The organism is Streptomyces saintjeani (genome assembly GCF_055409605.1).
The window spans coordinates 8,231,313-8,257,509 of record NZ_CP189624.1 but is presented as its reverse complement, the minus strand read 5'-3'; the positions used below and the strand labels follow the sequence as shown (position 1 = coordinate 8,257,509).

At 72.7% G+C, this 26,197-nt stretch carries 23 protein-coding genes and 3 pseudogenes; 11 read left to right on the top strand and 15 right to left on the bottom strand.

All coding sequences use genetic code 11. The features are described 5' to 3' along the window. Positions 1-68 precede the first annotated feature (68 nt). From ACQCO7_RS36905 to ACQCO7_RS36850, 12 genes and pseudogenes are all read right to left on the bottom strand, one after another. Positions 69-287, bottom strand: a pseudogene (locus ACQCO7_RS36905) (hypothetical protein); the annotation flags it as partial. A 782-nt stretch (positions 288-1,069) separates the two neighbouring features. Continuing rightward, positions 1,070-1,885 (bottom strand): annotated as a pseudogene (locus ACQCO7_RS36900) (MsnO8 family LLM class oxidoreductase); the annotation flags it as partial. Positions 1,886-2,302: 417 nt separating this feature from the next. Then, a pseudogene (locus ACQCO7_RS36895) lies at positions 2,303-2,584 on the bottom strand (LLM class flavin-dependent oxidoreductase); the annotation flags it as partial. Between the two features lie 18 nt (positions 2,585-2,602). After that, positions 2,603-3,667 carry an LLM class flavin-dependent oxidoreductase gene (locus ACQCO7_RS36890; RefSeq protein WP_464075884.1) on the bottom strand — a complete coding sequence of 355 codons (1,065 nt, stop codon included), beginning with the start codon at positions 3,665-3,667 and terminating at the stop codon, positions 2,603-2,605. After that, positions 3,664-5,037 (bottom strand): NtaA/DmoA family FMN-dependent monooxygenase, encoded by a 1,374-nt coding sequence (locus tag ACQCO7_RS36885; protein WP_464075883.1) that lies wholly within the window; start codon positions 5,035-5,037, stop codon positions 3,664-3,666. The genes ACQCO7_RS36890 and ACQCO7_RS36885 overlap by 4 nt, the downstream gene beginning before the upstream one ends. A 20-nt stretch (positions 5,038-5,057) precedes the next feature. Then, positions 5,058-6,260, bottom strand: coding sequence for an LLM class flavin-dependent oxidoreductase (locus tag ACQCO7_RS36880; protein ID WP_464075882.1), 1,203 nt, complete (start codon positions 6,258-6,260; stop codon positions 5,058-5,060). Between the two features lie 106 nt (positions 6,261-6,366). Beyond that, positions 6,367-6,456: a putative leader peptide gene (locus ACQCO7_RS36875; RefSeq protein WP_324610815.1), complete on the bottom strand. Its 90-nt coding sequence runs from the start codon at positions 6,454-6,456 to the stop codon at positions 6,367-6,369. Between the two features lie 189 nt (positions 6,457-6,645). After that, the gene (locus ACQCO7_RS36870; RefSeq protein WP_464075881.1) at positions 6,646-7,665 is read right to left on the bottom strand and encodes an ABC transporter substrate-binding protein; all 1,020 of its coding nucleotides are present in this window, start codon (positions 7,663-7,665) and stop codon (positions 6,646-6,648) included. Positions 7,666-7,748: 83 nt separating this feature from the next. Then, the gene (locus ACQCO7_RS36865) at positions 7,749-8,537 is read right to left on the bottom strand and encodes an amino acid ABC transporter ATP-binding protein (RefSeq protein WP_464075880.1); all 789 of its coding nucleotides are present in this window, start codon (positions 8,535-8,537) and stop codon (positions 7,749-7,751) included. Then, positions 8,534-9,511, bottom strand: a complete 978-nt coding sequence (locus ACQCO7_RS36860) for an amino acid ABC transporter permease (RefSeq protein ID WP_464075879.1) — start codon at positions 9,509-9,511, stop codon at positions 8,534-8,536. Before ACQCO7_RS36860 ends, ACQCO7_RS36865 begins: the two co-directional genes overlap by 4 nt. A gap of 461 nt (positions 9,512-9,972) precedes the next feature. Next, positions 9,973-10,848, bottom strand: a complete 876-nt coding sequence (locus ACQCO7_RS36855) for a glutathione S-transferase C-terminal domain-containing protein (protein WP_464075878.1) — start codon at positions 10,846-10,848, stop codon at positions 9,973-9,975. 100 nt (positions 10,849-10,948) lie between these two features. Further along, positions 10,949-11,062 carry a putative leader peptide gene (locus ACQCO7_RS36850; protein WP_319061084.1) on the bottom strand — a complete coding sequence of 38 codons (114 nt, stop codon included), beginning with the start codon at positions 11,060-11,062 and terminating at the stop codon, positions 10,949-10,951. Positions 11,063-11,257: 195 nt separating this feature from the next. On the opposite strand from ACQCO7_RS36850, the gene ACQCO7_RS36845 reads away from it, so the two are divergent. The 10 genes from ACQCO7_RS36845 (at position 11,258) to ACQCO7_RS36800 (ending at position 21,818) form a co-directional block, all read left to right on the top strand. Next, on the top strand, positions 11,258-12,082 hold the full coding sequence (locus ACQCO7_RS36845; protein ID WP_464075877.1) for a TetR/AcrR family transcriptional regulator: 825 nt from the start codon (positions 11,258-11,260) through the stop codon (positions 12,080-12,082). 875 nt (positions 12,083-12,957) lie between these two features. After that, on the top strand, positions 12,958-14,172 hold the full coding sequence (locus tag ACQCO7_RS36840) for a sedoheptulose 7-phosphate cyclase (protein ID WP_464075876.1): 1,215 nt from the start codon (positions 12,958-12,960) through the stop codon (positions 14,170-14,172). Further along, positions 14,165-14,896, top strand: coding sequence for a cupin domain-containing protein (locus ACQCO7_RS36835; protein WP_464075875.1), 732 nt, complete (start codon positions 14,165-14,167; stop codon positions 14,894-14,896). The genes ACQCO7_RS36840 and ACQCO7_RS36835 overlap by 8 nt, the downstream gene beginning before the upstream one ends. Before the next feature lie 56 nt (positions 14,897-14,952). After that, on the top strand, positions 14,953-15,351 hold the full coding sequence (locus ACQCO7_RS36830) for a hypothetical protein (protein ID WP_464075874.1): 399 nt from the start codon (positions 14,953-14,955) through the stop codon (positions 15,349-15,351). Next, entirely contained in the window at positions 15,348-15,881 is a 534-nt protein-coding gene (locus tag ACQCO7_RS36825; RefSeq protein ID WP_464075873.1) for a VOC family protein, read from the top strand. The genes ACQCO7_RS36830 and ACQCO7_RS36825 overlap by 4 nt, the downstream gene beginning before the upstream one ends. Beyond that, the gene (locus ACQCO7_RS36820; protein WP_464075872.1) at positions 15,878-17,440 is read left to right on the top strand and encodes a GMC family oxidoreductase; all 1,563 of its coding nucleotides are present in this window, start codon (positions 15,878-15,880) and stop codon (positions 17,438-17,440) included. Before ACQCO7_RS36825 ends, ACQCO7_RS36820 begins: the two co-directional genes overlap by 4 nt. Before the next feature lie 126 nt (positions 17,441-17,566). Then, positions 17,567-18,688: an NAD(P)-dependent alcohol dehydrogenase gene (locus tag ACQCO7_RS36815; protein ID WP_464075871.1), complete on the top strand. Its 1,122-nt coding sequence runs from the start codon at positions 17,567-17,569 to the stop codon at positions 18,686-18,688. A gap of 79 nt (positions 18,689-18,767) precedes the next feature. Next, positions 18,768-19,451: a response regulator transcription factor gene (locus ACQCO7_RS36810; RefSeq protein ID WP_464075870.1), complete on the top strand. Its 684-nt coding sequence runs from the start codon at positions 18,768-18,770 to the stop codon at positions 19,449-19,451. Between the two features lie 83 nt (positions 19,452-19,534). Then, positions 19,535-21,628, top strand: coding sequence for a GAF domain-containing sensor histidine kinase (locus ACQCO7_RS36805; protein WP_464075869.1), 2,094 nt, complete (start codon positions 19,535-19,537; stop codon positions 21,626-21,628). A gap of 43 nt (positions 21,629-21,671) precedes the next feature. Beyond that, positions 21,672-21,818, top strand: a complete 147-nt coding sequence (locus ACQCO7_RS36800; protein WP_158002840.1) for a hypothetical protein — start codon at positions 21,672-21,674, stop codon at positions 21,816-21,818. Between the two features lie 50 nt (positions 21,819-21,868). Here ACQCO7_RS36800 and ACQCO7_RS36795 read toward each other — a convergent pair whose 3' ends face one another. Then, positions 21,869-22,975, bottom strand: coding sequence for an NAD(P)/FAD-dependent oxidoreductase (locus tag ACQCO7_RS36795; RefSeq protein WP_464075868.1), 1,107 nt, complete (start codon positions 22,973-22,975; stop codon positions 21,869-21,871). A gap of 260 nt (positions 22,976-23,235) precedes the next feature. Beyond that, positions 23,236-23,847, bottom strand: coding sequence for a MarR family winged helix-turn-helix transcriptional regulator (locus ACQCO7_RS36790; protein ID WP_464075867.1), 612 nt, complete (start codon positions 23,845-23,847; stop codon positions 23,236-23,238). 31 nt (positions 23,848-23,878) lie between these two features. On the opposite strand from ACQCO7_RS36790, the gene ACQCO7_RS36785 reads away from it, so the two are divergent. Further along, entirely contained in the window at positions 23,879-24,871 is a 993-nt protein-coding gene (locus ACQCO7_RS36785) for an EamA family transporter (protein WP_464075866.1), read from the top strand. Here the strand turns inward: ACQCO7_RS36785 and ACQCO7_RS36780 are convergent. Further along, positions 24,789-26,072: a cytochrome P450 gene (locus ACQCO7_RS36780; protein WP_464075865.1), complete on the bottom strand. Its 1,284-nt coding sequence runs from the start codon at positions 26,070-26,072 to the stop codon at positions 24,789-24,791. The two genes, ACQCO7_RS36785 and ACQCO7_RS36780, sit on opposite strands and share 83 nt — an antisense overlap. Positions 26,073-26,197: the final 125 nt, after the last annotated feature.

Genomic DNA, 26,197 nt, shown 5'->3' with positions numbered 1-26,197 from the left:
AGGGCGGACGGCCCGGCCACACCGGCGGGGTGACGCCCCTTCGGCCGTACGGTATTCCGTTCCGTCCACTCGGTCGTGATGGCGGTGAGCATGTTCAGCCGGGCCGCGCTGCGGGCGGGCCACAGAGCGGCCAGCATGCCGACCAGCGCCGCCAGCAGGAGGAGGAGCGCGGACCTGCCCCACGGCAGCACCAGCGCGTATCCGGGGATGTCCGCCTTCGAGTTCTCGCAGACGGCCCGGCCCAGGAAGGCTCCGAGCCCGATCCCGACGACCGCGCCGAAGACCGCCGAGCGGGGCGACGATGCCGCCGAGGGAGTTCCGCACGACCAGGGACTTGGTGGTGGCCGGCAGGTGGGCGCTGCCGATCGCCGCGACCGGCGGGATCTTCGCGGCGCGGCGGGCCGGCAGCCAGGCGGCCACCATGGTGACCAGGACGGTCGTCGATGTCACCTCGACGTCCACGTGGGCGTAGCTCCTGGCCGCCTGGGTGCGGTAGGCGTTCTCGAAGGTGTCGGTGAAGACCAGGGTGCCGGAGACGAACGCCACGCCGAGCAGGGCGGCGAGCAGGGTCATCAGCAGTCTGGCCTTGTGCGCGAGGACGTTGCGGAGGGCTGTGCGGAGCATGGTGGGGTGGTCCCGGTGAGGTGAGAGAGCGGCGGCTTCGGGGGTGTGTCGGTCCGCGCCCGCCGGCGAGGAATCCGCACCGGCGGGGTCCGCGCCATGATCCGGTTCGGGCGGGTCCCGCGTATCGGCCGAAAAGCCGACCACCTGAGGGTGACGCGAGCGGCCGTTCCGTCAGCCTCAGGTATGCCGCCGCGTCAGCTCACGGGATGACGCCCGGGGAGAACCGCCCGGGGAACGGGGCCGCCGAGGGGGCACCCGCCCTCTCACCGGCGAGCGGCGCCCCCGGGAAACAGGGCCCGGCCCCGTCGTCGCCTCGGTCATTCGGCCGATGCACGGCCGAGCCGGCTCCCGTGCGGGTGCGCGCCTGGGGGGACCGGGGCGGAGACCCGCGCCACCCGGGCGGCGGCGAGGTTGTCCGCGGGCCGGCCGTGGGGGCGCCCGAGCGTCAGCTCGACTCGGCCGAGTGACCTCTGCGGGCCCACTCCCGCGCGAGCAGGCGGTAGGAGTGGACGCGGTCGGTGTGGTCGTGGGTGATCGTCGTGACGAGGAGTTCGTCCGCTTCCGTGGCTTCCTGGAGTTGTTCGAGGCGGTCGGCGACCTGGGCCGCGGTGCCGACGAGCTGGGTGTCGACCCGGTCCTGTACGAGGGCCCTGTCCTCGTCGGTCCAGGTGTGGGCGCGGGCCTCCTCGGGGGTCGGGAAGGGGATGGCGCCCTCGGCGGTGCGGATGCTGCGCACCCACAGGGGGTAGCCGGTGGCGAGTTCGCGGGCCCGCGCCTCGTCCTCGGCGACGACGACGTCCGCCGAGACGCTGACGTACGGCCGGTCCAGGGCCGCCGACGGCTCGAAGTGCTCCCGGTACGCGTCCACCGCGTCCAGCACGGACGCCGGGCTGACGTGGTAGTTCGCGGCGAACCTCAGTCCCCGCGCCCCGGCGACCTCGGCACTCTCCCCGCCGCTGCTGCCGAGGATCCACACCTCGACGCCGGCCCCCTCGCCGGGCACGACATGCGCCTCCTCCCCGTCCGCCGAACGGTACGTCCCCGCGAGGAGCGCGAGAAGGTCGTCGATCTGCCCGGCGTAATCCTGCGACCGCGCCCCGGGAAGCTGGAGCAGCCCACGCTGAAGCGCGAACCGGGGTGATTTCAGAACGGCTTCGAAGGAGAACGGGGGCGGGACGAGCAGCCCGTTGGGAGCACGACCACCAACGACGGGCCCCCTGCGCGATGCGCCCGCTCCGGCCACGCCCCGATCGCCCCGCCCTTCTTCCCCTGCCCACGCTCCGGAAGCCCGCTCCCCCACCGGCCTTCCCACGTCACCCCGAGTACGCGCCTTCCCGGGCGCCGCTCCGGAAGCCGGACCCTCCACCACCAGCGCCTCCTCACCCGCCCCCACTCCGGAAGCCCGGCTCTCCGCCGTCAACCCACCCCCACCCGGCGCTTCTCCGGAACGCTCCTCCCCCGACAGCCCTCCCGCGCCGCCCCGCGCACGCCCCTCCTCCCCGCGCACCGCCCCGGAAACCCGGCCCGCTGCCGTCGGCTCCCCACCCGGCCCCGTCCCAGAAGCCCGGCCCTCCCCCGCCGCTCCTCCCGGAGCCCCTGGCGACGCCGTCCCTCTCCTCGGTGCCCCCGACCTCCCCAGCCCCAGGTCCAGCCGCCCCGGGTGCAGCGCGTCGATCAGGCCGAACTCCTCCACCGTGCTCAGCGCGGTCCGGTGGCCGAGTTGTACGGCGCCGGAGCCGAGGCGGATCGTGGAGGTCGCGGAGGCGGTGAGGGCGAGGAGGATCGCCGGGGACGTGCCGGCGACGCCGGGGTTGAGGTGGTGCTCGGCGAACCAGTACCGCGTGTAGCCGAGGCGTTCGGCGTGGCGGGCGAGGTCGATGGAGTTGCGCAGGGCGTCGGCGGCGGTGGAACCGGAGGGGACCGGCACCAGGTCGAGGATGCCGAGGGGCGTACCGGGCATGGACGTGTCCTCCTTCTGTCAGGCGGCGGGCGGTACGGGTGCCCAGTCGAACGGCGGGTCGGGGATCTCCTTGCGCAGCACGCTCGCCACCTCGCTCTGGAACCGCTCCAGGGAGTCCCGGTGCCGGGTGTCGGTCAGCCCGCCAGCGTCCGCGTGGACGTGCAGGACGGTGTGCCCGAACTCGGCGTGGTAGCGGTGGACCTTCTCGATGACCTGCTGGGGGCTGCCGATGAGCGCGGAGCTGCGCTCGACGAAGTCCTCCACGGTCTCGAACACGACGGGCAGTCCGGCGGCGCGCTGGAAGTCCCGGGTGCTCTCGAAGACGGGCCGGTACGTCTCGACGGCCTCCTGCGAGGTCCGTGCCACGTACAGCCCGGCCGACCCCGCGCCGACCGCGACCGCCGCCGGGTCGTGCCCGTAGTGCTCCCACCGCTCCCGGTAGTGGCGGATCAACTCGGCGTACGGCTCGATGGGGTGGGTGACGTTCGCCGAGAACAGCGGGTCGCCGTAGCGGGCGGCGAGGTCGACGGACTCCTTGCTGGTGGCGCTGCCGTGCCACACGCGCACCGGCTGCTGGTAGGGGCGCGGCCATACCTCCGCGTCGGTGAGGGGCGGCCGGAAGCGGGTGTCGGCGGTGACCTTGTCCTGCCGCCACAGCTGCCGGAACACCTCGTAGCTCTCGGCGTTGCGGTCCCACTGGTCCTCGGGCGTGACCTGGAACAGCTCGCGCTGGGCGGCGCCGTTGCCCTTGCCGATGATCAGGTCGAGCCGGCCGCCGGAGAGGTGGTCGAGGGTGGCGTAGTCCTCGTAGGCGCGGACCGGGTCGAGGAGGCTGAGGGTGGTGACGGCGGTGAAGAGGCGGATGCGGCGGGTGAGGGCGGCGACGTGGCTGAGGACGACGGTGGGCGAGGAGGAGATGAACGGGCGTTCGTGCCGCTCCCCCACGCCGAAGCCGTCGAAGCCCAGTTCCTCGGCGAGCAGCGCGTTGTCGAGGACCTCCCGGAACCGGTCCTGCGTGGACTTCTGGACGCCGGTCGCGGGGTCGGGGCGGTGGACGATGAGGGTGATCGCGAGGAACCTCACGACGCGGCCCGGGTGTCGCGCGCCGCGTCGGGGTGGGCGAGGCCGAGGTGGTCGCGCAGGGTGGTGCCCTCGTAGTCGGTGCGGAAGACGCCCTGTTCCTGGAGGAGCGGGACGACCTGGTCGGCGAAGTCGTCGAGTCCGCCGGGGGTGATGTGCGGGACGAGGATGAACCCGTCGGCCGCGTCCGCCTGGACGTACTCGTTGATCGTGCGGGCGACGGTCTCGGGGGTGCCGATGAAGTTCTGCCGGTTGCCGGTCTCGATGACGAGGTCGCGGATGGACCACTTGTTGGCCTCGGCCAGCTCCCGCCACTCGCGGGCGGTGGCGAGCGGGTCGCGGTACATCCTGACCTGCGCGCGGCCCCGCGAGATGTGCTCGGCGCTGACGTCCGGATCGATCTCGGGCAGCGGTCCTTCGGGGTCGTACGCGGAGAGGTCGCGGTTCCAGACGAACTCCAGGTGCTTGAGCGCGGTGGCCCCGCTGACCTGCTGCCGGCGCACCTCCTTCGCGGCGTCGCGGGCCTCGTCGTCGGTGTCGCCGAGGACGAAGGTCGCGGCGGGCAGGATCAGCAGCTGGTCGGCGCGGCGGCCGTACCTGGCGAGGCGGCTCTTGACGTCCGTGTAGAACGCCTGGCCCTGTTCCAGTTGCGCGTACCTGCTGAAGATGGCGTCGGCCTCGGCGGCGGCGAACTCGCGGCCCTCCTCGGAGTCCCCGGCCTGGAAGATCACCGGGCGGCCCTGGGGGCTGCGCGGCACGTTGAACCGGCCGTGGATGTCGAAGTGCTGTCCGGTGTGGACGAAGGAACCGGCCCGCGCGTCCCGCAGGAAGGTGCCCGTGGCCCGGTCGGCGAGGATCTCGTCGCCCTGCCAGGAGTCGAAGAGCTCCTGCGTGGTGGCGAGGAACTCCTTGGCGCGGGAGTAGCGCTCGTCCTGCGGGAGGAAGCCGCCGCGCCGGAAGTTCTCGCCGGTGAACGCGTCCCAGGAGGTGACCACGTTCCACGCGGCGCGGCCGTCGGAGAGGTGGTCGAGGCTCGCGAACTGCCGTGCCACCTCGTACGGTTCGTTGAACGTCGAGTTGATCGTGCCGGTCAGTCCGAGCCGGTCGGTGACGGCGGCGAGCGCGGCCAGCACGGTGAACGTGTCGGGGCGGCCGACCACGTCGAGGTCGTAGATCTTGCCGCCCTGTTCGCGCAGGCGCAGGCCCTCGGCGAGGAACAGGAAGTCGAACTTGGCGCGTTCGGCGGTCTTCGCGAGGTGCGCGAAGGAGCTGAACTCGATGTGGCTGCCCGCCTGCGGGTCGCTCCAGACGGTGGTGTTGTTGACGCCGGGGAAGTGCGCGGCGAGATGGATCTGCTTCAGCGGCTTGCTCATCGTCGGTCTCTTCCTCGCGCTCAGAGGGCTGCGTAACGGTTGGCGGGACGCGTCAGGCCGAGCAGCCCGCGCAGGGTGTCGGCCTCGTACGCCGTACGGAAGGCGCCGCGCCGCTGGAGTTCGGGGACCAGGCCCCGGCCGATGGCCGGCAGGTCGTGGCCGGCGACGGCGGGGCGCAGCCGGAATCCGGTGAGGCCGGCCGTCTGGAACTCCTGGAGGAGGTCGGCGAGTTCGGCGGGGCTGCCGGCGAAGATCCGCGCGTCGCTCGTGTACGGCTCGCCCGCCGCCTCGTCGAGCCGGGCCCGGCGTGCCCGCGCCTTTGCGGGGTCGTCGTCGAGGAAGACCACGAGGTCGGCGAAGACGTGCAGCGGATCGGCGGCCCGGCCCGCGGCCTCCTGTTCGGTGCGTATCTCCTGGACGATGGCGCGGGCCTGGCCGGTGTCGTGCGGGGTGACGAAGCCGACGTCCGCCGCGCGCGCCACCAGCCGGTAGGGCACCGTCGCGTGCGCGAGGGCCGTGACGAGGGGCTGGCCCTGGGGCGGGCGGGGGGTGATGGAGGGGCCCTTGACGCTGAAGCGGCGGCCCTCGAAGTCGATGTAGTGGAGTTTCTCGCGGTCGACGAAGCGGCCGGTGGCGGCGTCGCGGATCTCCGCGTCGTCCTCCCAGCTGTCCCACAGGCGCCGGACGGCTTCGACGTAGTCGGCGGCCTCGTCGAACAGGTCGGTCACCACCGCGAGGGTGTCCGGGTCGTCGTACGACTCGATGCGCTCGATCGTGCGGCGGCCGAAGTGCGCTGCCTCGTTCGGGCGGGCGGTGATCTGGACGCGCAGGCCCGCGCGGCCGGTGCTCACGTAGTCGAGGGTGGCGATCGCCTTGGAGATGTGGAAGGGCTCGGTGTGGGTGGCGACGGTGGTGGGGACGAGGCCGATGTGCCGGGTGAGCGGGGCGACGCGGGAGGCGATCAGGACCGCGTCCAGCCGGCCTCGTACCTGGTCGGTGCGGTCGTCGGGGTCGAGGAGGCGGGAGGACTGGGGGCCGAGGCCGTCCTCGATCGTCACGAAGTCGAGGAGGCCGCGCTCGGCCTCGGCGACCAGGTCGGCCCAGTATCCGGCGGTGAACAGGGCGCGGGGGCGGGCGACCTGCTCGCGCCAGGAGGCGGGGTGCCAGCCGGTGCCGTCGAGGGCCACCGCGAGGTGCAGGGGTGCGGGAGAAGAAGGGGACACGGGTGGAGTGCCTTCCTGGAGGTCCGTACGAGGACGCCGGGCCCGCCCGGGACACGGGCACGGCGGCAAGGCTGGGGTGGGGCGTGCGGGTGCTGAAGCGCTGGGGTCAGCTACAGAGCGCGCCGGCCACGCGCAGGAGGTCGATGTGGGGCCGGGAGTGGAGGTGCGCGGAGTGGCGTATGTGTATGTCGGTCACTGCCGTTCCCTCCTTCGTCCTCGCTCTGTGCGGCCCGATCGTGGCTCTCATCCCTCACAACGGGCCGTTCGCCCGCCGTGTTCCCGGTTCCCGGGAAATTTCCGAACTTTTGTGCGAAATCGATTCTGCGGCCCCGGCCGGGGCCTTACCGAGGCGAAGTCCTTTCGGCCGGGGGAAGCCGACGAGTCGTCAGGAGTTGGTGAGGGGCAGGCCGAGCGGGTTGATCTCGGACTTGGTGACGGCCTCGTTCGCGAGGTTCCAGGAGTCCAGCCACTGGGCGTACTGGCCGTTGCCGATGAGGTGATTGATGGCGTCGGCGACCGGTTCGACGAGTCCGCTGTCCTTCTTGACGGTCGCCGCGATGAGGCCCTGGAGGGTCTCGCCGGCGCCGGAGTAGGTGCCCGCGATGGCGGTCGGAGCGGGGGACTTGGCGGTCTGGGTGACGTGGTACGACAGGCTCGGGTTGGGGCCGAGGTAGGCGTCGATCTTGCCGCTGTTCAGGGCGAGATAGGTGCTGTTGCTGTCCTGGAAGTACTTGATGCTGAGGTTCTTGCCCTCGGCCTTGAGCTTCTTCCGCCACTCCAGGAGGAGGCGTTCCTGGTTGGTGCCGGCGCCGACGGAGACGGTCTTGCCCGCGAGGCTGCGGTAAGTGCCGTCGAACGTCCAGGAGTTGGACTTCAGCTTCTCGAAGCCGAGGTTGTCCTGGCGGTAGGAGGCGAAGTCGTACTTCTGCTTGCGCTCCTCGGTGTCGGTGATGTTCGAGAAGCCGATGTCGACCTTGCCGCTGTCGATGCCGACGAAGAGGTTCTCCCAGGTGAACCGCTTGTTCTCGGGCTTGAGTCCGAGGACGGCGGCGACGAGGCGGGCGAGGTCGGGTTCGGCGCCGGTGAGGGTCTTCTGGTCGTCGCCGATGTAGCCGAGCGGCGCGGAGCCCGAGGGCAGGGAGCCGCTGCCGATGACGAGGGTGCCGCGCTTGCGGATCGCTTCCGGCACCTCGGCGCTGATCGACTTCACCTCGGAGACCTTCAACGCCGTTTCTTTCGCGGCCCCGTTGGAGACGCGGCCGATGGTGACGGAGCCGGAGGTGTCGGCGGCGGTGGCGGCCTCGCTGTCCCCGCCGCAGGCGGCGAGCCCGCCGGCGAGGGTGGCGACGGCGGCCGTCGCGGTGATGCCTCGGATCAGGGCACGTCGGGAGAGGGGCGCGGGCATGGCTGTCCTTAGGGATTCGTGGGTCGTACGGAGGTCAACGGGGTTGATTTCAAGGGGCCTTGACCGAGTCAGGCACCTCCGGTTCAGAGGACCTTGGCGAGGAAGTCGCGGGTCCTCTCGTGCTGCGGCCTGTCCAGCACCTGCTCCGGCGGCCCCTGTTCGACGATCTTCCCGGCGTCCAGGAACACCACCCGGTCGGCCACCTCGCGGGCGAAGCCGATCTCGTGCGTGACGATCAGGAGCGTCGTGCCGCTGGTCGCCAAGTCCTTGATGACGGCGAGGACTTCACCCACCAGCTCGGGGTCGAGCGCGGAGGTCGGCTCGTCGAAGAGGATGACGCCGGGGCGCAGCGCGAGGGCGCGTGCGATGGCGACGCGCTGCTGCTGTCCGCCGGACAACTGCCGTGGATAAGCAGCCGACTTGTCCGCGAGGCCGACGCGGTCGAGGAGTTCGCGGGCGAGTTCCAGCGCGGCCGGCTTGGCGAGGCGGCCGGTGGCGACGGGGGCGGCGGCGACGTTGTCCAGCACGGTGAGGTGCGGGAAGAGGTTGAAGTTCTGGAAGACGAACCCGATCCCGGCGCGCTGGGTGAGGATGGCGCGCTCACTCAACTCCCGTAGCCGGTCGCCGTGCCGGCGTACGCCGATGAGTTCGCCGTTGACGCTGACGTACCCGCGTTCGGGTTTCTCCAGGTGGTTGATGACGCGCAGGAGCGTGGACTTGCCGGAGCCGGACGGGCCGAGCAGCGCGGTGACTTCGCCGGGCCGGACGGTCAGGTCGATGCCGTCGAGGACCTGGTGGGTGCCGAACCACTTGTGGACGCCGTGGAGTTCGACGGCGGCGGGCGCGGCGACGGTGGCGGTGGCGGCGCTCATACGGCGGCCTCCTTGCGCAGGCGCTCCCTGAACCGGCCGAAGGAGGCGCGCAGTTGCTGGAGCGGGGTGGGCGGCAGGGTGCGGGTGGCGCCGCGCGCGTAGTGCCGCTCGACGTAGAACTGGACGACCGAGACGAGGCTCGTGAGGATCAGGTACCAGACGGTGACGACGAGCAGCAGCGGGACGATGTCGCCGGGGTAGGTGGAGCCCATGGTCTGCGCGGCGCCGAAGAGGTCGAGGAGGGAGACGTAGAAGACCAGCGAGGTGCCTTTGACCAGGCCGATCAGCTGGTTGACGTAGTTCGGCACGATCGAGCGCAGGGCCTGCGGGAAGACCACCCGGCGGAACTGGTAGCCCTTGGGGAGGCCGAGGGCGGCGGCGGCCTCGTGCTGGCCCTGGTCGACGGAGAGGATGCCGCCCCGGACGACCTCGGCGGCGTACGCGGCCTCGTGGAGGCTGAGTCCGACGACGGCGATGGCCATGTCGGTGGCGAGGCGGGACTCGTCGAAGGTGAAGAAGGCGGGACCGAAGGGGACGCCGACGCTCAACGTCTGGTACAGGGCACTGAAGTTGTAGAGGAACAGCAGGATCACGATGAGCGGCACCGAGCGGAACGCCCAGATGTAGACCCAGCTGACGGCTCGCAGCACCGGGCTCTTCGAGAGCCGGGCGAGGGCCAGGAGGATGCCGCCGAACAGACCCAGTACCGCGCTGTAGGCGGTGACTTCGAGGGTGACGAGGAGTCCGTCGAGGATGGTCGGGCGCAGGAACCAGTAGCCGAAGCGGTCCCACTGGTAGAAGGGGTTGGTGACCAGGCCGTGGACGAACTGGGCGGCCAGGACCAGGACGATCGCGGTGGCGATCCAGCGTCCGGGGCGGCGCAGTGGCTGAACTCGCTGTGCGGTGAGGGTTTTTGACGGTACGTCGGGTGGCGGTGCCGTGGCGAGGGACACGGCGCCCGGTGATTCGCTCATGAGGGGCTCCGGCGGGAGGCGGGCTGCCCCGGTGTCACGGGCCGTGGGCACACGGCTCCGGTGGGAGGGGGCGTGCGACGGCTGTGTACGGGACCGGGGTCGAGGGCGGCGGGCGGCGCACCGCGAGTGCGGTGGCCGGCGAGGGCGCTGCGGTCGGGTCTGGCTTCGAGGTCAGACCCGACAGCGGGCACGGCCCGGTGCGGTACACAGTGCGCTGCTGACGCGCAGGAGATCGACGGCGCGGTTCGCGACGAGGTGGCTGAGGTACGGGCGTACGCAGCCCGGGGAGCGGCGGGGCGCCGTCCTGGGAGCTGCGTACATGTCGTCCTCTGCTTCTGCTTCGTGCGGCGGCCGGGGTGGCCGTCGGTGAGGTGCGGCGCGGAGTCGGAAGACCGTTTCCGGGCCGCAGTTAAGCCAGTTGCCCGGACCGTTGTCAACGGTCGTCCAGGTTTCGGACCGGATCAGCCCTGGTGGGTCCGGTTTCCGTCGGCCTTGTACGCCGCCCAGTCCAGGATCTGGACAGCGGAGCCGGCGGCTTCGAGGCCCTGGCAGCGGGCGCGGTGGCGGCGGTCGATGCCGTCGAGGTCGAGGTGGGTGCCGAAGGCGGGGTGGGCGGTGAGGCGGCGGGCGTAGGCCCACAGGGCGTGGTGGGCGGCGACCTGCTGGACGGCTCCGGCGTCGAGGTGGTGGCGGTGCACGGTGTCGAGCCGGACGAGGGTGACCCACAAGTCGACGTCGGCTGCCGTGACTTGATCGCCCGTCAGATACGGTCCGGCGCCGAGGCGTTGCTCCAGGCCGCCGAGCGCGTCGAGGAGGGCGCCGAGTGCGTGTCCCGGCTCCGGCACGCCTGCCTCACCGGCGAGTTGGGCCGAGCGCTCGACCTCGGCGCACAGCCGTACGGCCGTCTCGATCTCCCGCTCGGTGCCGCAGGGGTGCAGTGAGGGCCTGCCGCCGCCGAAGTGGCGGGCCAGGTCGCGGGCGATGTCCGGGCCGTGGGTGGAGACGATGCGGCCGGACCAGTCGTCGCTCAGCACGGGGGCGAGGGCCGGGCCCCGGTAGCGGTGCGCGCTCGCATCGTACAGCGGGCGCAGGCTCGCGTGGCCGCCGTCGGGACAGTCGGGGACGGCGGGCAGGAAGGTGACCGGACACGCCTTGTCCAGGCGCAGCAGGCTGTGGGTGACGGCGATGCCCAGGCCGTCGGGGTCGGCGGTGGACAGGTGGAGGCGGTAGCGGCGCGGCACGGCGTAGTGGCCGCTGCGGGCGTCGCGGCCGATGCGGCCCCGGAAGGCGGGGGCCGGGCGGTCGTACGCGTGGGCGGCCAGCGGTGTGATGGACATGAGTCTCCCCGGGGGCGGGCGCGCGGGGGTGAGCGCGCGGCGGTTGCGGCGGCTGAGGGGGTGGGGACCTGGAAAGCGGGGGCCTGAGAAGGCGCTCGGGTCAGCGTTGTGCGCTGCACACGCGCAGCAGGTCGATGTGACGGCGGGAGGTGAGAAGGGGCGACGACCAGGCCGTGCGGCTCGTCCGGCTGACGGTCGGCTCCAGGCGCCCCATGATTCCCTACCTGTTCACTAGGATTCCCGGTTCGAGTGTCGATCGAGGCCCTGGGTGCGTCAAGAGGGCGTCCGAGGGGTGACCGTCCGAGAACGGTGTTCTTGGTGGCGGACATGTCGGTCTCGTTTTCCGGGTAGAGGAATTCGTCAGGGGGAACGGCCTCGCTTTTCACCTGCGCGGAGTAGCGTTCTGCTCATGAGTGCCGTCCCCGCAGAACCGGCCGAGAGCCCGGAGCCCGCCTGGCGGCAGCGCGCCGTCGAGCGGTCCACCCGGGCCGCGAAGCTTCGCGCGGAGCAGCGCGTGCAGCGATTCCTCGACGCCGCACAGGAGTTGATCGCCGACAAGGGCACCACCGACTTCACCGTGCAGGAGGTCGTGGAGCGTTCGCGTCAGTCGCTGCGCAGTTTCTATCAACACTTCGGCGGCAAGCACGAGTTGCTGCTCGCTCTCTTCGAGGACGCGCTGTCGAGGTCGGCCGGGGAGATCCGGGAGGCCGCCGCGGCCGGCCGGGATCCCCTGGAGAGGCTGCGGATCGCGGTCGACCTCCTCCACCGCTCCTCCGAGCCCGGACCCGGTGCGCAGTCGCCCCTGTTCACGGACTTCGCGATCCAGCTCCTGGTCACCCACCCCGACCAGGTCGCCACCGCTCACCTGCCCCTGCTCGGCTTCTTCACGAAGCTGGTCGAAGAGGCGGTCGCCGCAGGTCAGGCCACGGCTCCCAGGCCCCGCCACGTCGCCTCCCTCATCATGCAGACGGCGATGTTCACGGCCCGTGGCCCCGCCGCTCCCGTCGGCGCGCACCCCTCGCCCATCTCGGCGGAGGAGGTCTGGGCGTTCTGCGTGGGCGGCATCACGGGGGTTCCCGCGGCCGATCCCGCTGCTTCCCCGGCCAAGAAGGCAACTCCGGCCCGTAAGGCGACCACTTCGCGGGGTACGGCCGCCAAGTCCCCTACGGCCAGGACCACCAAGTCCACGTCCCGCAAGCCGGCTTCGGAACCGGCGACCCACGAATCCGCCTGACCGCGTGCGATCCGGAACCCCCGTACACACGGTGTGCGGGGGTTTTCGCAGCGCGCACCACCGCAGCGCGCCGGCATCCCCCGGTGTGACGGTCCCCAGGGGTCGTCCCTGACCGTCCCCCCCTCCGCTCCCGGGACCTCGATCCCACCCCACCCCCGAACCCACCCCCACCCCGCTGCCCCACGCCCACCGGGCCCCGGTCCCATGTCCCGCCGGGCCCGGGCAGGGCCTCGACAGGGCCGGAGGCTCAAGCCCCCGGGACCCCGGGCGGGGGACTTTGGATGAGCAAGGTTCCGACAGGGCCGATTCCGAAGGTGGTGGGTCAGATGGCGGACAGCACAGGCGCCACCAGGATCGCCACGGAGCCCCTGCCCACAGACCAGCCGGACCGGCCGGCACGCTCCCCGCGAGCTGCCCGCGACGCCGGCCGCCGACGGGGGCGCCGTAGGGGTGCGGCGCACCGGCGGCAGGCGAGAGCGACCACCGGTCCGGCTTCCCGGCCCCGCCCGCATGAGACCGCCCCGGTGCCTCCGCCGGTCTCATGCGGAGCGCGGGCGCCTCATCGCCTTCAGCTCAACCCCGCACTCCGCAGCCACGGGCCCGGGCTCGCCCCCGGTCACCACCGGCCGGAACGCGCACCTCGTCGGCCCGACCCCACCCCCACCCAGCGTCGGTCCGAACTCGCACCTCGTCACCACCAGCCCGATCCCGCACCCCGACAGAGCCGGCCCGATCCCACCCTCACCCACCACCAGCCCGATCCCGCACCCCACCAGAGTCGACCCGATCCCACTCTCACCCAACGCCGGCACGAACTCACACCCCGCCGGCCTCAGCACCACCCCCAGCCCGACCCCACCCCCCAAGGACCCGCCATGCCCTTCCCCCCTCCCACCACCCACGGCCTCACCACCACGGACGGCCCCGGCCCCGCGCGCAGCTGGACCGTGGCCACCGCGAAGCCCGTGAGCTACCGGGTCCGCTTCGCCCCCGGCGTTCTGGACCCCCGCAATCCCGCCCTCGCCCGCGCCGGACTCCCGGACGGTGAGGACATCCCGGCCCGGCGGCTGCTGGTCGTCGAGGAGGACGTGGACCGGCTGTACGGCGCGCGGCTCCGCGCCTACTGCGAAGCCGCCCGGCACGCGTCGTACACCGTCCACGTGCTCCCCGCGCACGAGCGCCTGAAGACGATGGACTCCGTGTACTCCGTGGTCGACGCGATGGACCGGTTCGGTCTGGACCGCCGGCGCGAGCCGGTCGTGGCGATCGGCGGCGGCGTCCTGCTGGACATCGTGGGCCTCGCGTGCAGCCTGTACCGGCGCAGCACGCCGTACGTCCGGGTGCCGACCACGCTGATCGGCCTGGTCGACGCCGGGGTCGGCGCGAAGACCGGCGTGAACTTCGGCGCCGGCAAGAACCGCCTCGGTACGTACCACCCGGCGGCGGAGACGCTCCTGGACCCGGCGTTCCTCGCGACGCTCGACGAGCGGCACGTCGCCAACGGCCTCGCCGAGATCCTCAAGATCGCCCTGATCAAGGACCGCGACCTGTTCGACCTGCTGGAGAGCAGCGGCGAGCGCCTGCTGGCCGGCCGTTTCCAGGCGGACGGCCCGCTGCGGACCACGGCACACCACGTGCTGGCCCGCGCGGTGCACGGGATGCTCGAAGAACTCCACGACAACCTGTGGGAACACCGCCTGGAGCGGGTCGTCGACTACGGCCACTCCTTCAGCCCGACGCTGGAGATGCGGGCCCTGCCCGCCCTGCTGCACGGCGAGGCGGTCAACCTCGACATGGCGTTGACCACCGTGATCGCGCGCGGGCGCGGCCTCATGACGGACCGTCAGTGCACACGTGTCCTGGACACGATGCGCGCCCTGCGTCTGCCGGTCCACCACCCCTTGCTGGAGCCGGAGTTGCTCCGCTCCGCCCTCGCGGACACGGTCCGCCACCGGGACGGCATGCAGCGGCTGCCGCTGCCGGTCGGCATCGGTGACGCGGTGTTCGTGAACGACCTGACGGATCGTGAGATCACGGGCGCGGCCCAGAAGTTGGCGCGCGCCGCGAAGGAGGTGCGGTCCCATGCGTGACGCACTCGTAGTGGCCGACGTGCACGCCCCCGCCGTGGTGCACGGCGTGCACGACACGGACGGGATCTCCCGCTGGTCCTGCCTGGCGCGGCGGACCGGTCTGTACGGCGGCTGGGAGGCCGTCGAGTGGGCCTGGCTGCCGCCGGGCGGGGTCAGCGGGGAGCATCTGCACTCCCGCACCGAGGAGTTGTACTTCCTGCTGCGCGGCCGGGGTGAGATCCACCTCGACGGCGTGGCGCATCCGGTGCGCGCCGGGGACGCGGTCCTCACCGGGATCGGTTCCCGGCACGCGCTGCACAACACCGGGCAACGGCCGCTGTCCTGGCTGGTGGTGGAGTTGCCCGCGGTCTTCCCGAGGCCCCGCCGGTCTCCGGAGGAGGAGGAGCCTTCCGTGAACAGCATCGTCGTACGCGACCTGCGCGCCCATGGTCCGCTGGACGCCCGGAGCGTCCTCACCGGGCCGCTGCGCACCATCCGCGTCCAGGACCTCCCGCCGCACGCGGGCGTGGAGTTCGCGGCGCGCGGCACCGAGCACACCGTGTTCGTGCTGAGCGGCACGGGGGTCGCCCGCACCGCCGACCGCGAGGTCCGGCTGGCCTCGGGGACCGCGCTGACCCTGCCGCTGGGCGGGACGGTGCGGCTGTGGGCCGGGGACGGCGGCATGGAGTTCTTCCACGCCGTCCTGGATGTCCCGCTGCCGGACGAGCGCCGGTTCGCGGCGTAGCTCGACCCGCCTCCACAGAGATCGCTCAACTCACCTCGACAGAAAGGGAGTCGGCCGTGATCGTCCACGACGGACCGTCCAGCGCCGTCCTGTTCGGGCCGGGCGAGGAGCGGGCAGCCGTCCGCTGCCTCGCCCGGCGGGGGATGCTGCACAGCGAGTGCGAGGCGTTCGACGAGGTCGAGCTGTCCCCCGGCACCCGCTGGGAGCCGGCCGGCGTCGGCGGCACCGAGACCGTCTGGTACGTCCTGACGGGAACGGTGCACGCCGACCGGCGTCCCGTCCCGCTCACCGCGGGCGGCCTCGTCCTCGCCCCGCACGGCGGCGCCACCACCCTCACCGCGGGCCGGCACGGCGCCCGGCTGCTGTGTCTGACGCTCGGCCCGGCCTCCGTGACCCGCGTCCTGCCCGCCCGCACCCCCAGCACGTCCCCCGACTCCCGCAAGGACCAGCCATGATCACCGTCCCCGGCGTCGGCGCCGTCCACCACGTCGCGTACACGGTCCCCGACCTCGACCAGGCCGTGACCTTCTTCACCGACGCCCTCGGCGCCCGACTCGCCTATCTCACCGGCCCCGTCGAGGACCCGGCCGGCCTGTGGATGCTGCGCCAGCTCGGCGTCCACCGCGACGCCGTCGCGCACATCGCGATGCTGCGCCTCGGCCCGGTCACCAACGTCGAGCTGTTCCAGTACACGTCCCCCGACCAGCGCCGCGTCTACCCCCGCAACAGCGACTGGGGCGGCCACCATCTCGCCCTGGCCACCACGGACTTGGCCGCCTCGCTGGACCATCTCACCGCGTACGACGGGGTAGTCGCCCTCGGCGATCCGCAGACCGTCACCGACGGCCCCATCGCGGGCGTCCGGTTCATCTACCTGCACACCCCCTTCGGCCTCCACCTCGAACTCTCCGAGATCCCCGAGCAACTCCCCTTCCACGACAGCACATCCGTCCGCCTCTACGACCCGCCGAGGGCCGCGTCATGACCGGCGTCTGGGGTCCCGGCTCACCGCCGGTCGTCACGGAGGAGCGGGAGGTGTACGAAGCCGATGTCCTCGTCGTCGGATCGGGCGCGGGCGGTGCCACCACCGCCTGGGCGCTGGCCTCGACCGGGGCGCGCGTACTCGTCGTCGAGCGGGGTGACTTCCTGCCCCGCGAGCCCGAGAACTGGTCCCCCGAGGCGGTGTTCGAGCAGGGCCGCTACCACAACACGGGTTCCTGGCACACGGCCGAGGGCCGCCGCTTCACCTCCGGCGGCTTCTACGGCGTCGGCGGCACCACGAAGGTGTACGGCGCCGCCCTCCCCCGGCTGCGTGCGAGCGACTTCCGGGCGGTCGAGCACCTCCAAGGCACCTCGCCCGCCTGGCCGTTCGCGTACGGCGACCTGGAGCCGTACTACGCGGAGGCCGAGCGCCTCTACCGCGTCCACGGCGCCGACGGCACCGACCCGAGCGGCCCGCCGCGCAGCACCCCGTACCCGTGGCCGCCGGTGCCGCACGAGCCGGTCATCGCCGAACTCGCCGACCGGCTCACGGCGCAGGGCCTGCACCCCTACCCCGTCGAACTCGGCGTCGACCTGGCGCCGGGCGGGGCGTGCGAGCGGTGCGCCACCTGTGACGCGTTCCCGTGCCGGGTCGGCGCGAAGAGCGACGCGGAGACCCGCGCCCTGCGTCCCGCACTGCGCACGCCGACGGTGAGACTCCTCACCCGTACGCGAGTTGTGCGGCTGCGGACGGACCCCGGCGGCAAGCGGGTGACGTCCGTGGACGCGGTGCGCGACGGGCGTGCGGTCCGACTGCGGGCCGGAACCGTGGTGGTGGCGTGCGGGGCCGTCAACTCGGCCGTCCTGCTGCTGCGTTCGGGCGGCGCCGCGCACCCGGACGGGCTCGGGAACGGCAGCGGGCTCGTCGGCCGCAACCTCATGCTGCACAACAACTCCGTGCTGATGGCGGTCGATCCGCGCCGCCGCAACCCCGTGACGTTCCAGAAGACCCTGGCCGTCAACGACTTCTACCTCCCGGACGGCCCGCACGGCCGGCACCCACTGGGCAACCTCCAGTTGATGGGCAAGGTGTACGAGGCCACGCTCGCCGCCGGCCGTCCCCGGCTCCCCCGGCGGCTGCTCGGCGCCCTGGCCGCGCGCAGCGTCGACTGGTGGGTGATGTCGGAGGACCTCCCCGACCCGGAGAACCGCGTCCTGCCCGGCCCCGGCGCCGACGACGTGACCGTACGCTGGCACCCCACCAACACCCGCACCCACCGCAAGCTGGTCCGCGCCGCCGCCTCGATGATGCGCCGGGCCGGCTATCCCCTCGTGTTCTCCCGCCAGTTGGGTGTGGAGGCGACCGGCCACCAGTGCGGGACGACCGTCGCCGGGGCCGATCCCGCGCGGTCCGTCCTCGACCCGTACTGCCGCAGCCACGAGGTGGCGAATCTCTTCGTCGTCGACGGCGGCTTCTTCCCGTCGTCGGCGGCGGTCAACCCGACGCTGACGATCGCGGCGCAGGCGCTGCGGGTGGTGCGGGAGGGCGGGGTACTGCCGTAAAAGCCGTGCGTGCTGCCGTAAAAGCCCGTGCGTGCCGCCGTGAAGGCGGCGCGCGATCCAGCCCTCCCCACCAACACCCCCTGAAACACGCCCTGTTGCACAGCATCCGCCCCCCCGGAGCCCTCCATGCACACCGCCACCGCGGCCGTGGTCCGCGCCCACAACGCCCCCTTCGTCCTGGAGGAGATCCACGTCGACGACCCCCGCCCCGACGAGGTCCTCGTCCGGGTCCGGGCCGCCGGCATCTGCCACACCGACCTCAGTGTCCGCGCGGGCCACACCCCGTTCCCCGTTCCGGCGGTGCTGGGTCACGAGGGGATGGGGACCGTGGAGGCGGTCGGCGCCGGGGTCACGTCCGTGGCGCCCGGCGACAGCGTCGTCCTGAGCTTCGCGTCGTGCGGACACTGCGCCGCGTGTCTGACCGGCCGCCCGGTGCGCTGCGCGCACTGGCCCGCGCTGAACCTGTCCGGCGGAAGCAGGCTGGACGGCAGCGCGACGGTGCGAGGGACGGGCCGGCGTGCCGGTCAAGCGCTGCACGGGCACTTCTTCGGGCAGTCGTCGTTCTCGACGCTCGCGCTGACCGGTGAGCGGGGTGTCGTCCCCGTCCCCGCCGGGCTGCCGCCGGAGGTGCTGGCGCCGCTGGGGTGCGGGGTGCAGACGGGCGCCGGGTCGGTGCTGAACGTGCTGCGGCCCGAGGCGGGGCACACGCTCGTCGTGTACGGCGTCGGCTCGGTGGGGCTCGCGGCGGTGATGGCGGCGCGGCTGACGGCGGCGACGCGGGTGATCGCCGTCGATCCGGACCCCCGTCGGCTGGCGCTGGCGCGGCGGCTGGGGGCGACCGACGCTGTGAACCCGTACGAGGACGACGCGCTGAGCGCCGTACGGGATCTGACCGGCGGGCGGGGTGCGGAGCGGGCGCTGGAGACGAGCGGGGTGCCGAAGGTGCTGCGGCAGGCCGTGGACGGGCTCGCGGTGAGCGGGGTGTGCGGGGTGGTGGGGGCGCCGCCGGCCGGGACCGAGGCGGCGTTCGACGTGCCGGGGATGCTGGACCGGGGGCCGCGGGTGGTGGGGGTGAATCAGGGGGAGGCGGTGCCCCGGGTGTTCGTGCCGGCGCTGGTGGAGCTGTATCTGGCGGGGCGGTTGCCGGTGAACGCGATCGTGTCGGTGTTCCCGTTCGAGGCGGTCGAGGAGGCGGGGGCGGCGGCGGTGCGGGGGGAGGCGGTGAAGCCGGTGCTGCTGATGCCGTGAGCGTCGCATATACCGCACAGAAGCTGACGTATCGGCCGAAAATATGACGACCTCGCCTCCGAGGGACTACCGTTCGAGAGTGAACGAGGATGCCCCGTCGCCCGTGGACCGGTCCGTGCTGCGGGCGCTTGTCGTGGAGGACCATCCGCTGTTCCGCAGCGGGCTGAGAGCGGCGCTGGAGAGTCTCGGCGAGGTGGTCGTCGTGGCGGAGGCGGAGACGGTCGCCGAGGTCCCGGCGGCGGTGTCCGCGAGCACCCCCGACGTGATCATCATGGACCTGGGGCTGCCCGACGGCTCCGGCATCTCCGCGATCCGCTCCCTCGCCGAGGACCACCCCGGGCTGCCCGTCCTCACCCTCACCATGTCCGACGACGAGGGCGACCTCCTCGCCGCCCTCCAGGCGGGCGCGCGGGGCTACATCGTCAAGGGCGCCGCCGCCGAGGAGGTCCTGCACGCCGTACGGACCGTCGCGGCGGGCGGCGCGGTGTTCGGGGCCGGGGTGGCGGCGCGGCTCAGCACGCTGGTCGCGGGGTCGCGGCGGCGGGACGCCGAGCAGCTGTTCCCGGCGCTGACCGCGCGCGAGTGCGAGGTCCTCGGGCTCATCGCGCGCGGGCTCGACAACCGTCGTATCGCCCGCGAACTCGTCCTCTCCGAGAAGACCGTCCGCAACCACGTCACGCACATCTTCGAGAAGCTCCACGTCGCCACCCGCGCGGAGGCCGTCGCCCGCGCGCGGGACGCCGGGCTCGGCGAGGAGCGGTAGCGGGTCGGGACCGGTGCCTCATGCGTCCGGGACAGCGGGTGGGTGAGGCTGACGGTTCCGGTCGGCGACGGCGAGGAGTGGACATGGGCGCGAGCGACACCAAGGTTCCCGGGACGGGGCGGGAGCTGCTTCCGGCGTACCTGGTGTGCGTGGTCGTCGTCCTGTCGGGCGCCGCCTGGTCCGTGCTCACCCTCACCCACGTCGACACCGTCACGTCGTACCGGGGATTCCACTACGCGGTGCAGAACCTGCTGCTCGGGTTCGGGTTCTCGCTGGCGGGCATGCTGTTCCTCTCGCGCCGCTCGGGCAAGGTCTTCGGGTGGCTGCTGCTGACCGCCGGGGCGTCCGTCACGGTCGCCGACACCCTGCTGATCACGATCGCCGTGGGGCTGCTGCCCGCCTCGCTGGCCTGGCCCGCGTTCCTCGCCGACCTGCTGTTCTACACGCTGTTCGCGCTGCTGCTGCTCACGCAGCCGGTCTGGCTGCCGGACGGGCGGCTGCGCGGTGCGTGGGCGCGCGGGTGCGTGCTGGGGATGCTGGTGCTGTGCGTCGCCCAGGAGCTGTACCTGTGGTCGGCCGTCATCGGCGCCGTGATGGGGGTGCGCAACCCGATGGCGCGGGGCGCGTGGGCGGACTTCTGGACCGGTACGGAACCTGTCATGGGCTGGGTCAACACCAACGGGACGCAGATCGCGCTGGCGCTCGCCCTGCTGGTGCTGGCGGCGCGGATGGCGCTGTCGGCGGACTACCGGCGGGAGACCTGGTGGGTGTCGGTGCCGCACGCCGTGTGGGCGCTGTGGACGCTGCTCACGTTCCGGGTCGCCATGCCGGACTCCGTCGACCTCCCGCTGCGGTACGCCGCCGCGGTGACCTGGCCGCTGTGCCTGGGCTACCTCACCGCCCGCGCGCGCACCTGGTACCTCGACCGGGCCGCGCGCCGGATCCTCGCGGTCCTGCTGCTGACGTTCCTCCTGCTGGCGGCGGCCACGGCCGTCGCGGGCATCCTGCTGTGGCTGGCCCCGCACACCGGCGAGGCCGGGCAACTGCTGCCCGCCTGCGCCCTGGGCCTCGTCCTGGGGGTGCTGCTGCGTCCGACGTACCACTGGGCGCAGCGCGTGATGGACCACTACTTCTACGGCGACCGCGCGCACCCCTACCAGGTGGTGCGCAACCTCGCCGAGCGGCTCAGCCGCGCCCCGGACCCCGGGGACACCCCGCAGCTGCTCGGCGACACCGTCGTCCGCACCCTGGGGCTGCCGGCGGCCTCCGTCACCGTCGACACCCATCACGGGCCGCGCGAACTGGTGCGGATCGACGACCCGGGGCCGGGCGCCGAGCACTTCCCGATCGTCTACCGGGGGGAGGAGATCGGACGACTGACCGTGGCGCCGCGCGCCGGTGAGCTGGCCCTGGACCCGCAGGACCGGGAGGCCGTGCAGGTTCTCGCCGAGCAGGCGGCGCCCGCGCTGGCCGGCTCCCGGCTCCACCAGGACCTCCAGAGCAGCCGCGAACAGCTCATCCACGCGCGCGAGGAGGAGCGCCGCCGGCTGCGGCACGAGCTGCACGACGGACTCGGGCCCGCCCTGTCGGGGCTGCGCCTCCAGGTCGACGCGGTACGGCGCGGCGCGTCGGCTCAGGTCGCGCAGCCGCTGTCGGAGGTCTCCGGCGGTATCGGGTACGCGATCAAGGAGCTGCGGCACATCACGGACGGGCTGGCGCCGGCCGCGCTGGACGGCGCCGACCTGACGCGGGCGCTCCAGCAGCTGGCCGCCCATCTGAGCAGCCGCAGTCTGCGCATCGGGGTCGCGGTGGACCCGGACCCGCTGCCCCCGCTGCCGGCCGCGCTCCAGGTGGCGGTGTATCGGATCGCCTCCGAGGCGCTCAACAACGTGGTGCGTCATTCCCACGCCGACTGGGCGCAGGCGCTGGTGTCCGCGTCGGACGGCCGGGTGACCCTGCGGATCTCGGACAACGGGGACGGCTTCCCCTCCCACCGGGACTGCCCGGGGGTGGGGCTGCGCTCCATGGCGCAGCGGTCGGAGGAGCTGGGCGGGTCGTTCGCCCTGACCAGCAGCGTGGACGGGACGGTCGTGGACGCGGCGTTCCCGGTCGGGTACGGGACCGGGTCGGGACGTGCGCCCCATGCGTCCGGGGCCACGGGCACCGAAGACTCGTGAGTGAGAGCAAGCCCCGCACAGGCGGTGGCGAAGGGAGATGGACATGCATCGCAACCCGTCCGCGCGTTCGCTGAAGGACAAGGTGCTGGCGCGCGCCATGAAGTTCGCCGCGGCTGTGCGCCTTCCCGGCGCGAGGGCGAAGCTCGCCAAGTGCCCGCAGTTCCCGCAGTGCGCGCAGCAGAAGAACTGACCTCCGCCGTCCGAGGCCGCCCCGCTTCCGCGCGGGGCGGCCTCCTCGCGTCACGCCGCCGTGTACCCCAGCTGCCGCCGCATGTACGGCGTCATCAGCGTCTTCGCCTTGGCGAGCGTCGTCGTCCGGCTCCCCAGCACCGCGCTCTCGCCGCCCGGTACGGGTACGAGGGTGAGGCCGTCGGCGCCGCCGAAGGGGACGATGAGGGGGCTGCGGTGGGGGGCCCGGTAGAGGCGGGGTTCCTTGCGGTGGCGGCCCTGCGTGGTGAGGTGGACGCGGATGTTGTGCGCGGCGAGGTCGGCCTGGGCGATCGCGGCCTGGGTGATCTTCTGGTCGGCCGCGTCGTTGACGTCGCCGACGGCGAAGACGTCGCGCAGGCCGGTGACGCGCAGTGCGCGGTCGACCTTGATGTGTCCCGCCGGGTTCAGCCAGTCGCCATGGCCCGCGAGGCGCAGCCACAGGGTGTTCGGGGTGATGCCGGTGGCCCAGAAGGAGACGTCCGCCGTCATGGTGCCGCCCTGCGCGTCCTTGTAGACGCCGAACTCGGTGCCGGGGGCCATGAACGAGCCGAGGCGTACGTCGACGTCGTGGGACTCCAGCCAGTTGCGCGCCTTGCGGCCCGCCCACGCGCTGCCGGTCGCGTCGAGGAGCGCCTCGCCCGCGTGGGCGAGCGTCACGCGCGCGTGCGGGCGCGCGAGGCGGATCTCCGCGGCGAGTTCCACGCCGGAGGGGCCGCCGCCGACGATCAGTACGTGCCCCGCCCCGGCGATCTTCTGCTGGTGCGCGACGAACGCCTTCGACGCCTCCTCGACGGTCGTCCCGGTGAACCTCGCGGGCTCCGGGTAGTCCGCGCCCGTCGCCACGACCAGGACGTCGTACGGGATCCTCTCGCCGGTCGCCAGTACGACGCTGCGCGCGTCCGTGTCGATGCGCAGCGCCTTGCCGACGACGATCCTCCCGTGTGTCAGCAGCCGGTCGTACGGGATGAACGGCGTCGACGTCCACTCGGGGTCCACGCCCGCGCGCAGGGACGCGATCCGGTGAAAAAAGACTTCCTTACGGTCGATCAGAGTCACCCGCGCGCTCGCGTCCAGCCGCTTGGCCAGCCGGACTCCGGCATACCCGCCGCCGATCACCACTACGTCGCCGTCGCGCACGGCCTGTCTCCTGTACCTGTGGGGGTGCAACACGCGAGCGCCGCGGCGTGGGGGCCGTTTTCGGCCGCTCGACTTGACCGCGAGCGTAGCTTTTGAAATCTAAAGAAACGGTGAGGAGCGGTGGGCATACCGTGAAAGCACGGGGCGGGGGGTGAAGTTGGCGGGAGGGCGGGGTCGGGGGGCGTTGGATCGGCGAGGGCGCGTGGCCGGTCGGTGTGGGCGTCGCCGGTCTCGGTGGTGTCCGCTCGGCTGGTGCGTGATCAGGAGTCGGTCGGTGTGTGGGTGCCGTCCAGCCTCGCGAGCCATACTCCGAGGAGTTGTTCGAGGATCGCCGCCTCGGCCGGTGTCATCACGTCCAGCAATCTGCGTTCGTTGCGCATGTGGTCGGTGAAGGCCCGGTCGATCAGGTCTCGGCCGGGTGGGGTGAGGGCGACGATCCGGCCGCGCTGGTCGTCGCTCGCGCGGCGGCGGGTGACGAGGCCGGCGCGCTCCAGGCGGTCGATGCGTTTGGTCATCGCGCCGGTGGTGACCATCGTGTGCGCGGCGAGTTCACCGGGCGCTCTTTCGTACGGCGCTCCCGCGCGGCGCAGTGCGCACAGGACGTCGAACTCACCCTCCCCCAGGCCGTACCGCCCGTAGACCAGGCACAGTTCGTCGGTGAGGCGGCCCGCGAGGGAGTGCAGCCGGCCGATCACGCCCTGCGGGGAGACGTCGAGGTCGGGCCGCTCACGACGCCAGTCGGCCTGGATGCGGGCGACACGGTCCTGCGACCGCGCGTCTTCGCCCCGGTCCTCCCCGGCCCCGCGCTCCCCGGTTCCCCGATCCTCGGTCTGCCACTCTTTCGAGCGAGTGTTCTCGTCCACGTCTTCCATAATACCTTCCCGGGAAGTTACATTGCCTTCCATGGAAGCGAATGTGCGGTGGACCCTTCTCACGGCGCTCGCGCCGGTGGCGTGGGGCGCGAACTACTTCGTGACGCATGAGTACTTGCCGCCCGACAGCCCGCTGTACGGCGCGGCCCTGCGCGCGCTGCCCGCGGGGCTGGTTCTTCTGGTCCTGCGCCGGCGGCTGCCGCACGGCGTGTGGTGGGGGCGTTCCGCCGTACTGGGCCTGCTCAACGCGAGCGTGTTCTTCGTCCTCGTGTACGTCGCCTCCCAACTGCTCCCGACGAGCGTCGCGTCGACGGTGATGGCGGTGTCCCCGCTGACGATGATGCTGATCGCGTGGGGCATGGTCGCCGAGCGCCCCCGGTCCGCGCACCTCGCGGGCGCCGCCGTCGGCCTGGCCGGCGTATGCCTGATGCTGTTCACCGGCGCGGACGGGACGAACCTCGTGGGCGTCCTCGCCTCGGCCGCGGCGATGCTGGTCTCGTCGTTCGGGCACGTCCTCACGAAGCACTGGGGTTCCGGGGTCGACGTCCTCGCGGCGACGGCGTGGCAGCTCACCGCGGGCGGCCTGTTCCTGCTCCCGGTCGCCGCCGTGGTGGAGGGCGGCCCGCCCGCGCTCTCCGGTCCGGCGCTCCTCGCGGTCGGTTACACGTCCCTGATAGCCACGGCCCTGGCGTTCGCCGTGTGGTTCGCGGGGCTACGGCATCTCCCTGCGGGGACGGTCGGGCTGATAGGGCTCCTGAACCCGGTGACGGGAGTACTCCTGGGCACGGCGGTCGCGGGAGACAGCCTGAGCGGGCGCCAACTGGGCGGGCTGGTGCTGGTGCTGGCAGGGGTGGTGCTGGGAAGACCGGGCCGAGCCGAAAGCGAGGCGAACCGGGCAACGGACAGAAAAAAGGGGATGCCGCCGGACCGGAAGGCACCGGTCAAGGAAGAACCGGCACCGAACAGTCCCGCCCACCCCGAGCCCTCACCGTCGCGGCCATCGGCCCACCCGGCCGGATCGTGACGTCGAACGCGGGCTCCGGCCGCTCCCCCACGACCGTGAACTCGAAAGCCGGCAACAGAGCCTCCGCGAGCAACGCCATCTCCTGAAGCGTGAACTGCGCCCCCAGACACGTACGCGGCCCGAGCCCGAGCGGGTAGTACGCACCGAGGGCAGGACGAGGAGCCGCCCCATGGAACCGCTGCGGCACGAACCGCTCGGGCTCGGGCCAGAGTTCGGGGTCGCGGTGCGTGAGGTACGCGCAGAGCGCGACCGTCGCGTCCGCCTCGATCCGGCACCCGGCGAGGACGTCGTCCTCGGTGGCGTTGCGGAACATCAGCAGCGCGGCCGGGTAGAGCCGCAGCGTCTCGCTGATCAGCGCCCGGATCGCGGCCGTACGCGCGGGCGACCCGGCGGGCCCCTGGGCGAGCGCCCACTCCCGGTGCCCGGGGTGGTCGTGCAGAAGCAGCAGGAGCCAACTGAGCGTGGCGGCAGTGGTCTCGTACCCGGCGACGAGGAAGGTGACGAAGTTGTCGCGCACCAACCGCCCGTCGGGGTCGGGAAGTTCGACGGTGTCGAGCAGCGCGTCGAGGATCCCGGGGTCCCCGTTGACGCGGGCGGCGGCGACGGCGCGCCCGGCCGCCGCGTCGACCTCGGCGAGGTCGGCCGGCCAGTGCGTGGGGTCGGTCGCCCCGAGCGCGGAGATCGCGGCGACGATGCGCGCGGCGGCGAGGAGTTGCCGGTGGGTGGTGTCGTCGAGGGGCAGCCCGGCGGTGGCCCGCCAGATCACGTCGATGGTGAACCGCCGCATGTCGGCGACGAGATCCCGGGGCCGCCCGCTCCGGGCGGACTCCCCCCACGACCGGGCCACCTCCTCGACGGCGTCCCGCATGGCCCGCTCGTACCGCCGGACCCCCTGCACCGTGAACCTGGGCTGGAACAGCCGCCGTTGCCCCCGCCATGCCTCCCCGTCCACCGTGAGCACCCCGTCCCCGAGGAGGGGCCGCAGCCGGTGCGACCGCTTCACGTACCGCTCCGGATGCCGGGCGAGCACGTGCCGCACCTCCTGCGCCCCGGTCACCAGCACGACGGGCCGGTCCCCCAGCCGGATCCCGCCGACCGGCCCCAACCGCTGGGCGCGCCCCAGCAGTTCGACGACCGATGCCCCGCTCTCCCGCCAGGCCACCACCTCGGCCTCGGACAACTCCGGCACTGCACGGGTCAACTCGACCTCCCGCTGGGCGTGTTGCGGACGGCCCACATGATAGCGGCGGGTGACCGGGGCGACACGGTGGGAGACGGCCTCCTCGTGTGCAGCCGCGACGGCGTTCCCGGGGACGCTCGGGAACA

Coding starts and splice junctions, on each gene's coding strand:
- ACQCO7_RS36870 (WP_464075881.1), bottom strand. CDS start 7,665: ATGCCCGCGCCCCTCTCCCGACGTGCCCTGATCCGAGGCATCACCGCG.
- ACQCO7_RS36855 (WP_464075878.1), bottom strand. CDS start 10,848: ATGTCCATCACACCGCTGGCCGCCCACGCGTACGACCGCCCGGCCCCC.
- ACQCO7_RS36840 (WP_464075876.1), top strand. CDS start 12,958: ATGCCCTTCCCCCCTCCCACCACCCACGGCCTCACCACCACGGACGGC.
- ACQCO7_RS36805 (WP_464075869.1), top strand. CDS start 19,535: ATGGGCGCGAGCGACACCAAGGTTCCCGGGACGGGGCGGGAGCTGCTT.
- ACQCO7_RS36815 (WP_464075871.1), top strand. CDS start 17,567: ATGCACACCGCCACCGCGGCCGTGGTCCGCGCCCACAACGCCCCCTTC.
- ACQCO7_RS36845 (WP_464075877.1), top strand. CDS start 11,258: ATGAGTGCCGTCCCCGCAGAACCGGCCGAGAGCCCGGAGCCCGCCTGG.
- ACQCO7_RS36885 (WP_464075883.1), bottom strand. CDS start 5,037: ATGAGCAAGCCGCTGAAGCAGATCCATCTCGCCGCGCACTTCCCCGGC.
- ACQCO7_RS36800 (WP_158002840.1), top strand. CDS start 21,672: ATGCATCGCAACCCGTCCGCGCGTTCGCTGAAGGACAAGGTGCTGGCG.
- ACQCO7_RS36785 (WP_464075866.1), top strand. CDS start 23,879: ATGGAAGCGAATGTGCGGTGGACCCTTCTCACGGCGCTCGCGCCGGTG.
- ACQCO7_RS36850 (WP_319061084.1), bottom strand. CDS start 11,062: ATGGGGCGCCTGGAGCCGACCGTCAGCCGGACGAGCCGCACGGCCTGG.
- ACQCO7_RS36860 (WP_464075879.1), bottom strand. CDS start 9,511: ATGAGCGAATCACCGGGCGCCGTGTCCCTCGCCACGGCACCGCCACCC.
- ACQCO7_RS36820 (WP_464075872.1), top strand. CDS start 15,878: ATGACCGGCGTCTGGGGTCCCGGCTCACCGCCGGTCGTCACGGAGGAG.
- ACQCO7_RS36865 (WP_464075880.1), bottom strand. CDS start 8,537: ATGAGCGCCGCCACCGCCACCGTCGCCGCGCCCGCCGCCGTCGAACTC.
- ACQCO7_RS36790 (WP_464075867.1), bottom strand. CDS start 23,847: ATGGAAGACGTGGACGAGAACACTCGCTCGAAAGAGTGGCAGACCGAG.
- ACQCO7_RS36825 (WP_464075873.1), top strand. CDS start 15,348: ATGATCACCGTCCCCGGCGTCGGCGCCGTCCACCACGTCGCGTACACG.
- ACQCO7_RS36835 (WP_464075875.1), top strand. CDS start 14,165: ATGCGTGACGCACTCGTAGTGGCCGACGTGCACGCCCCCGCCGTGGTG.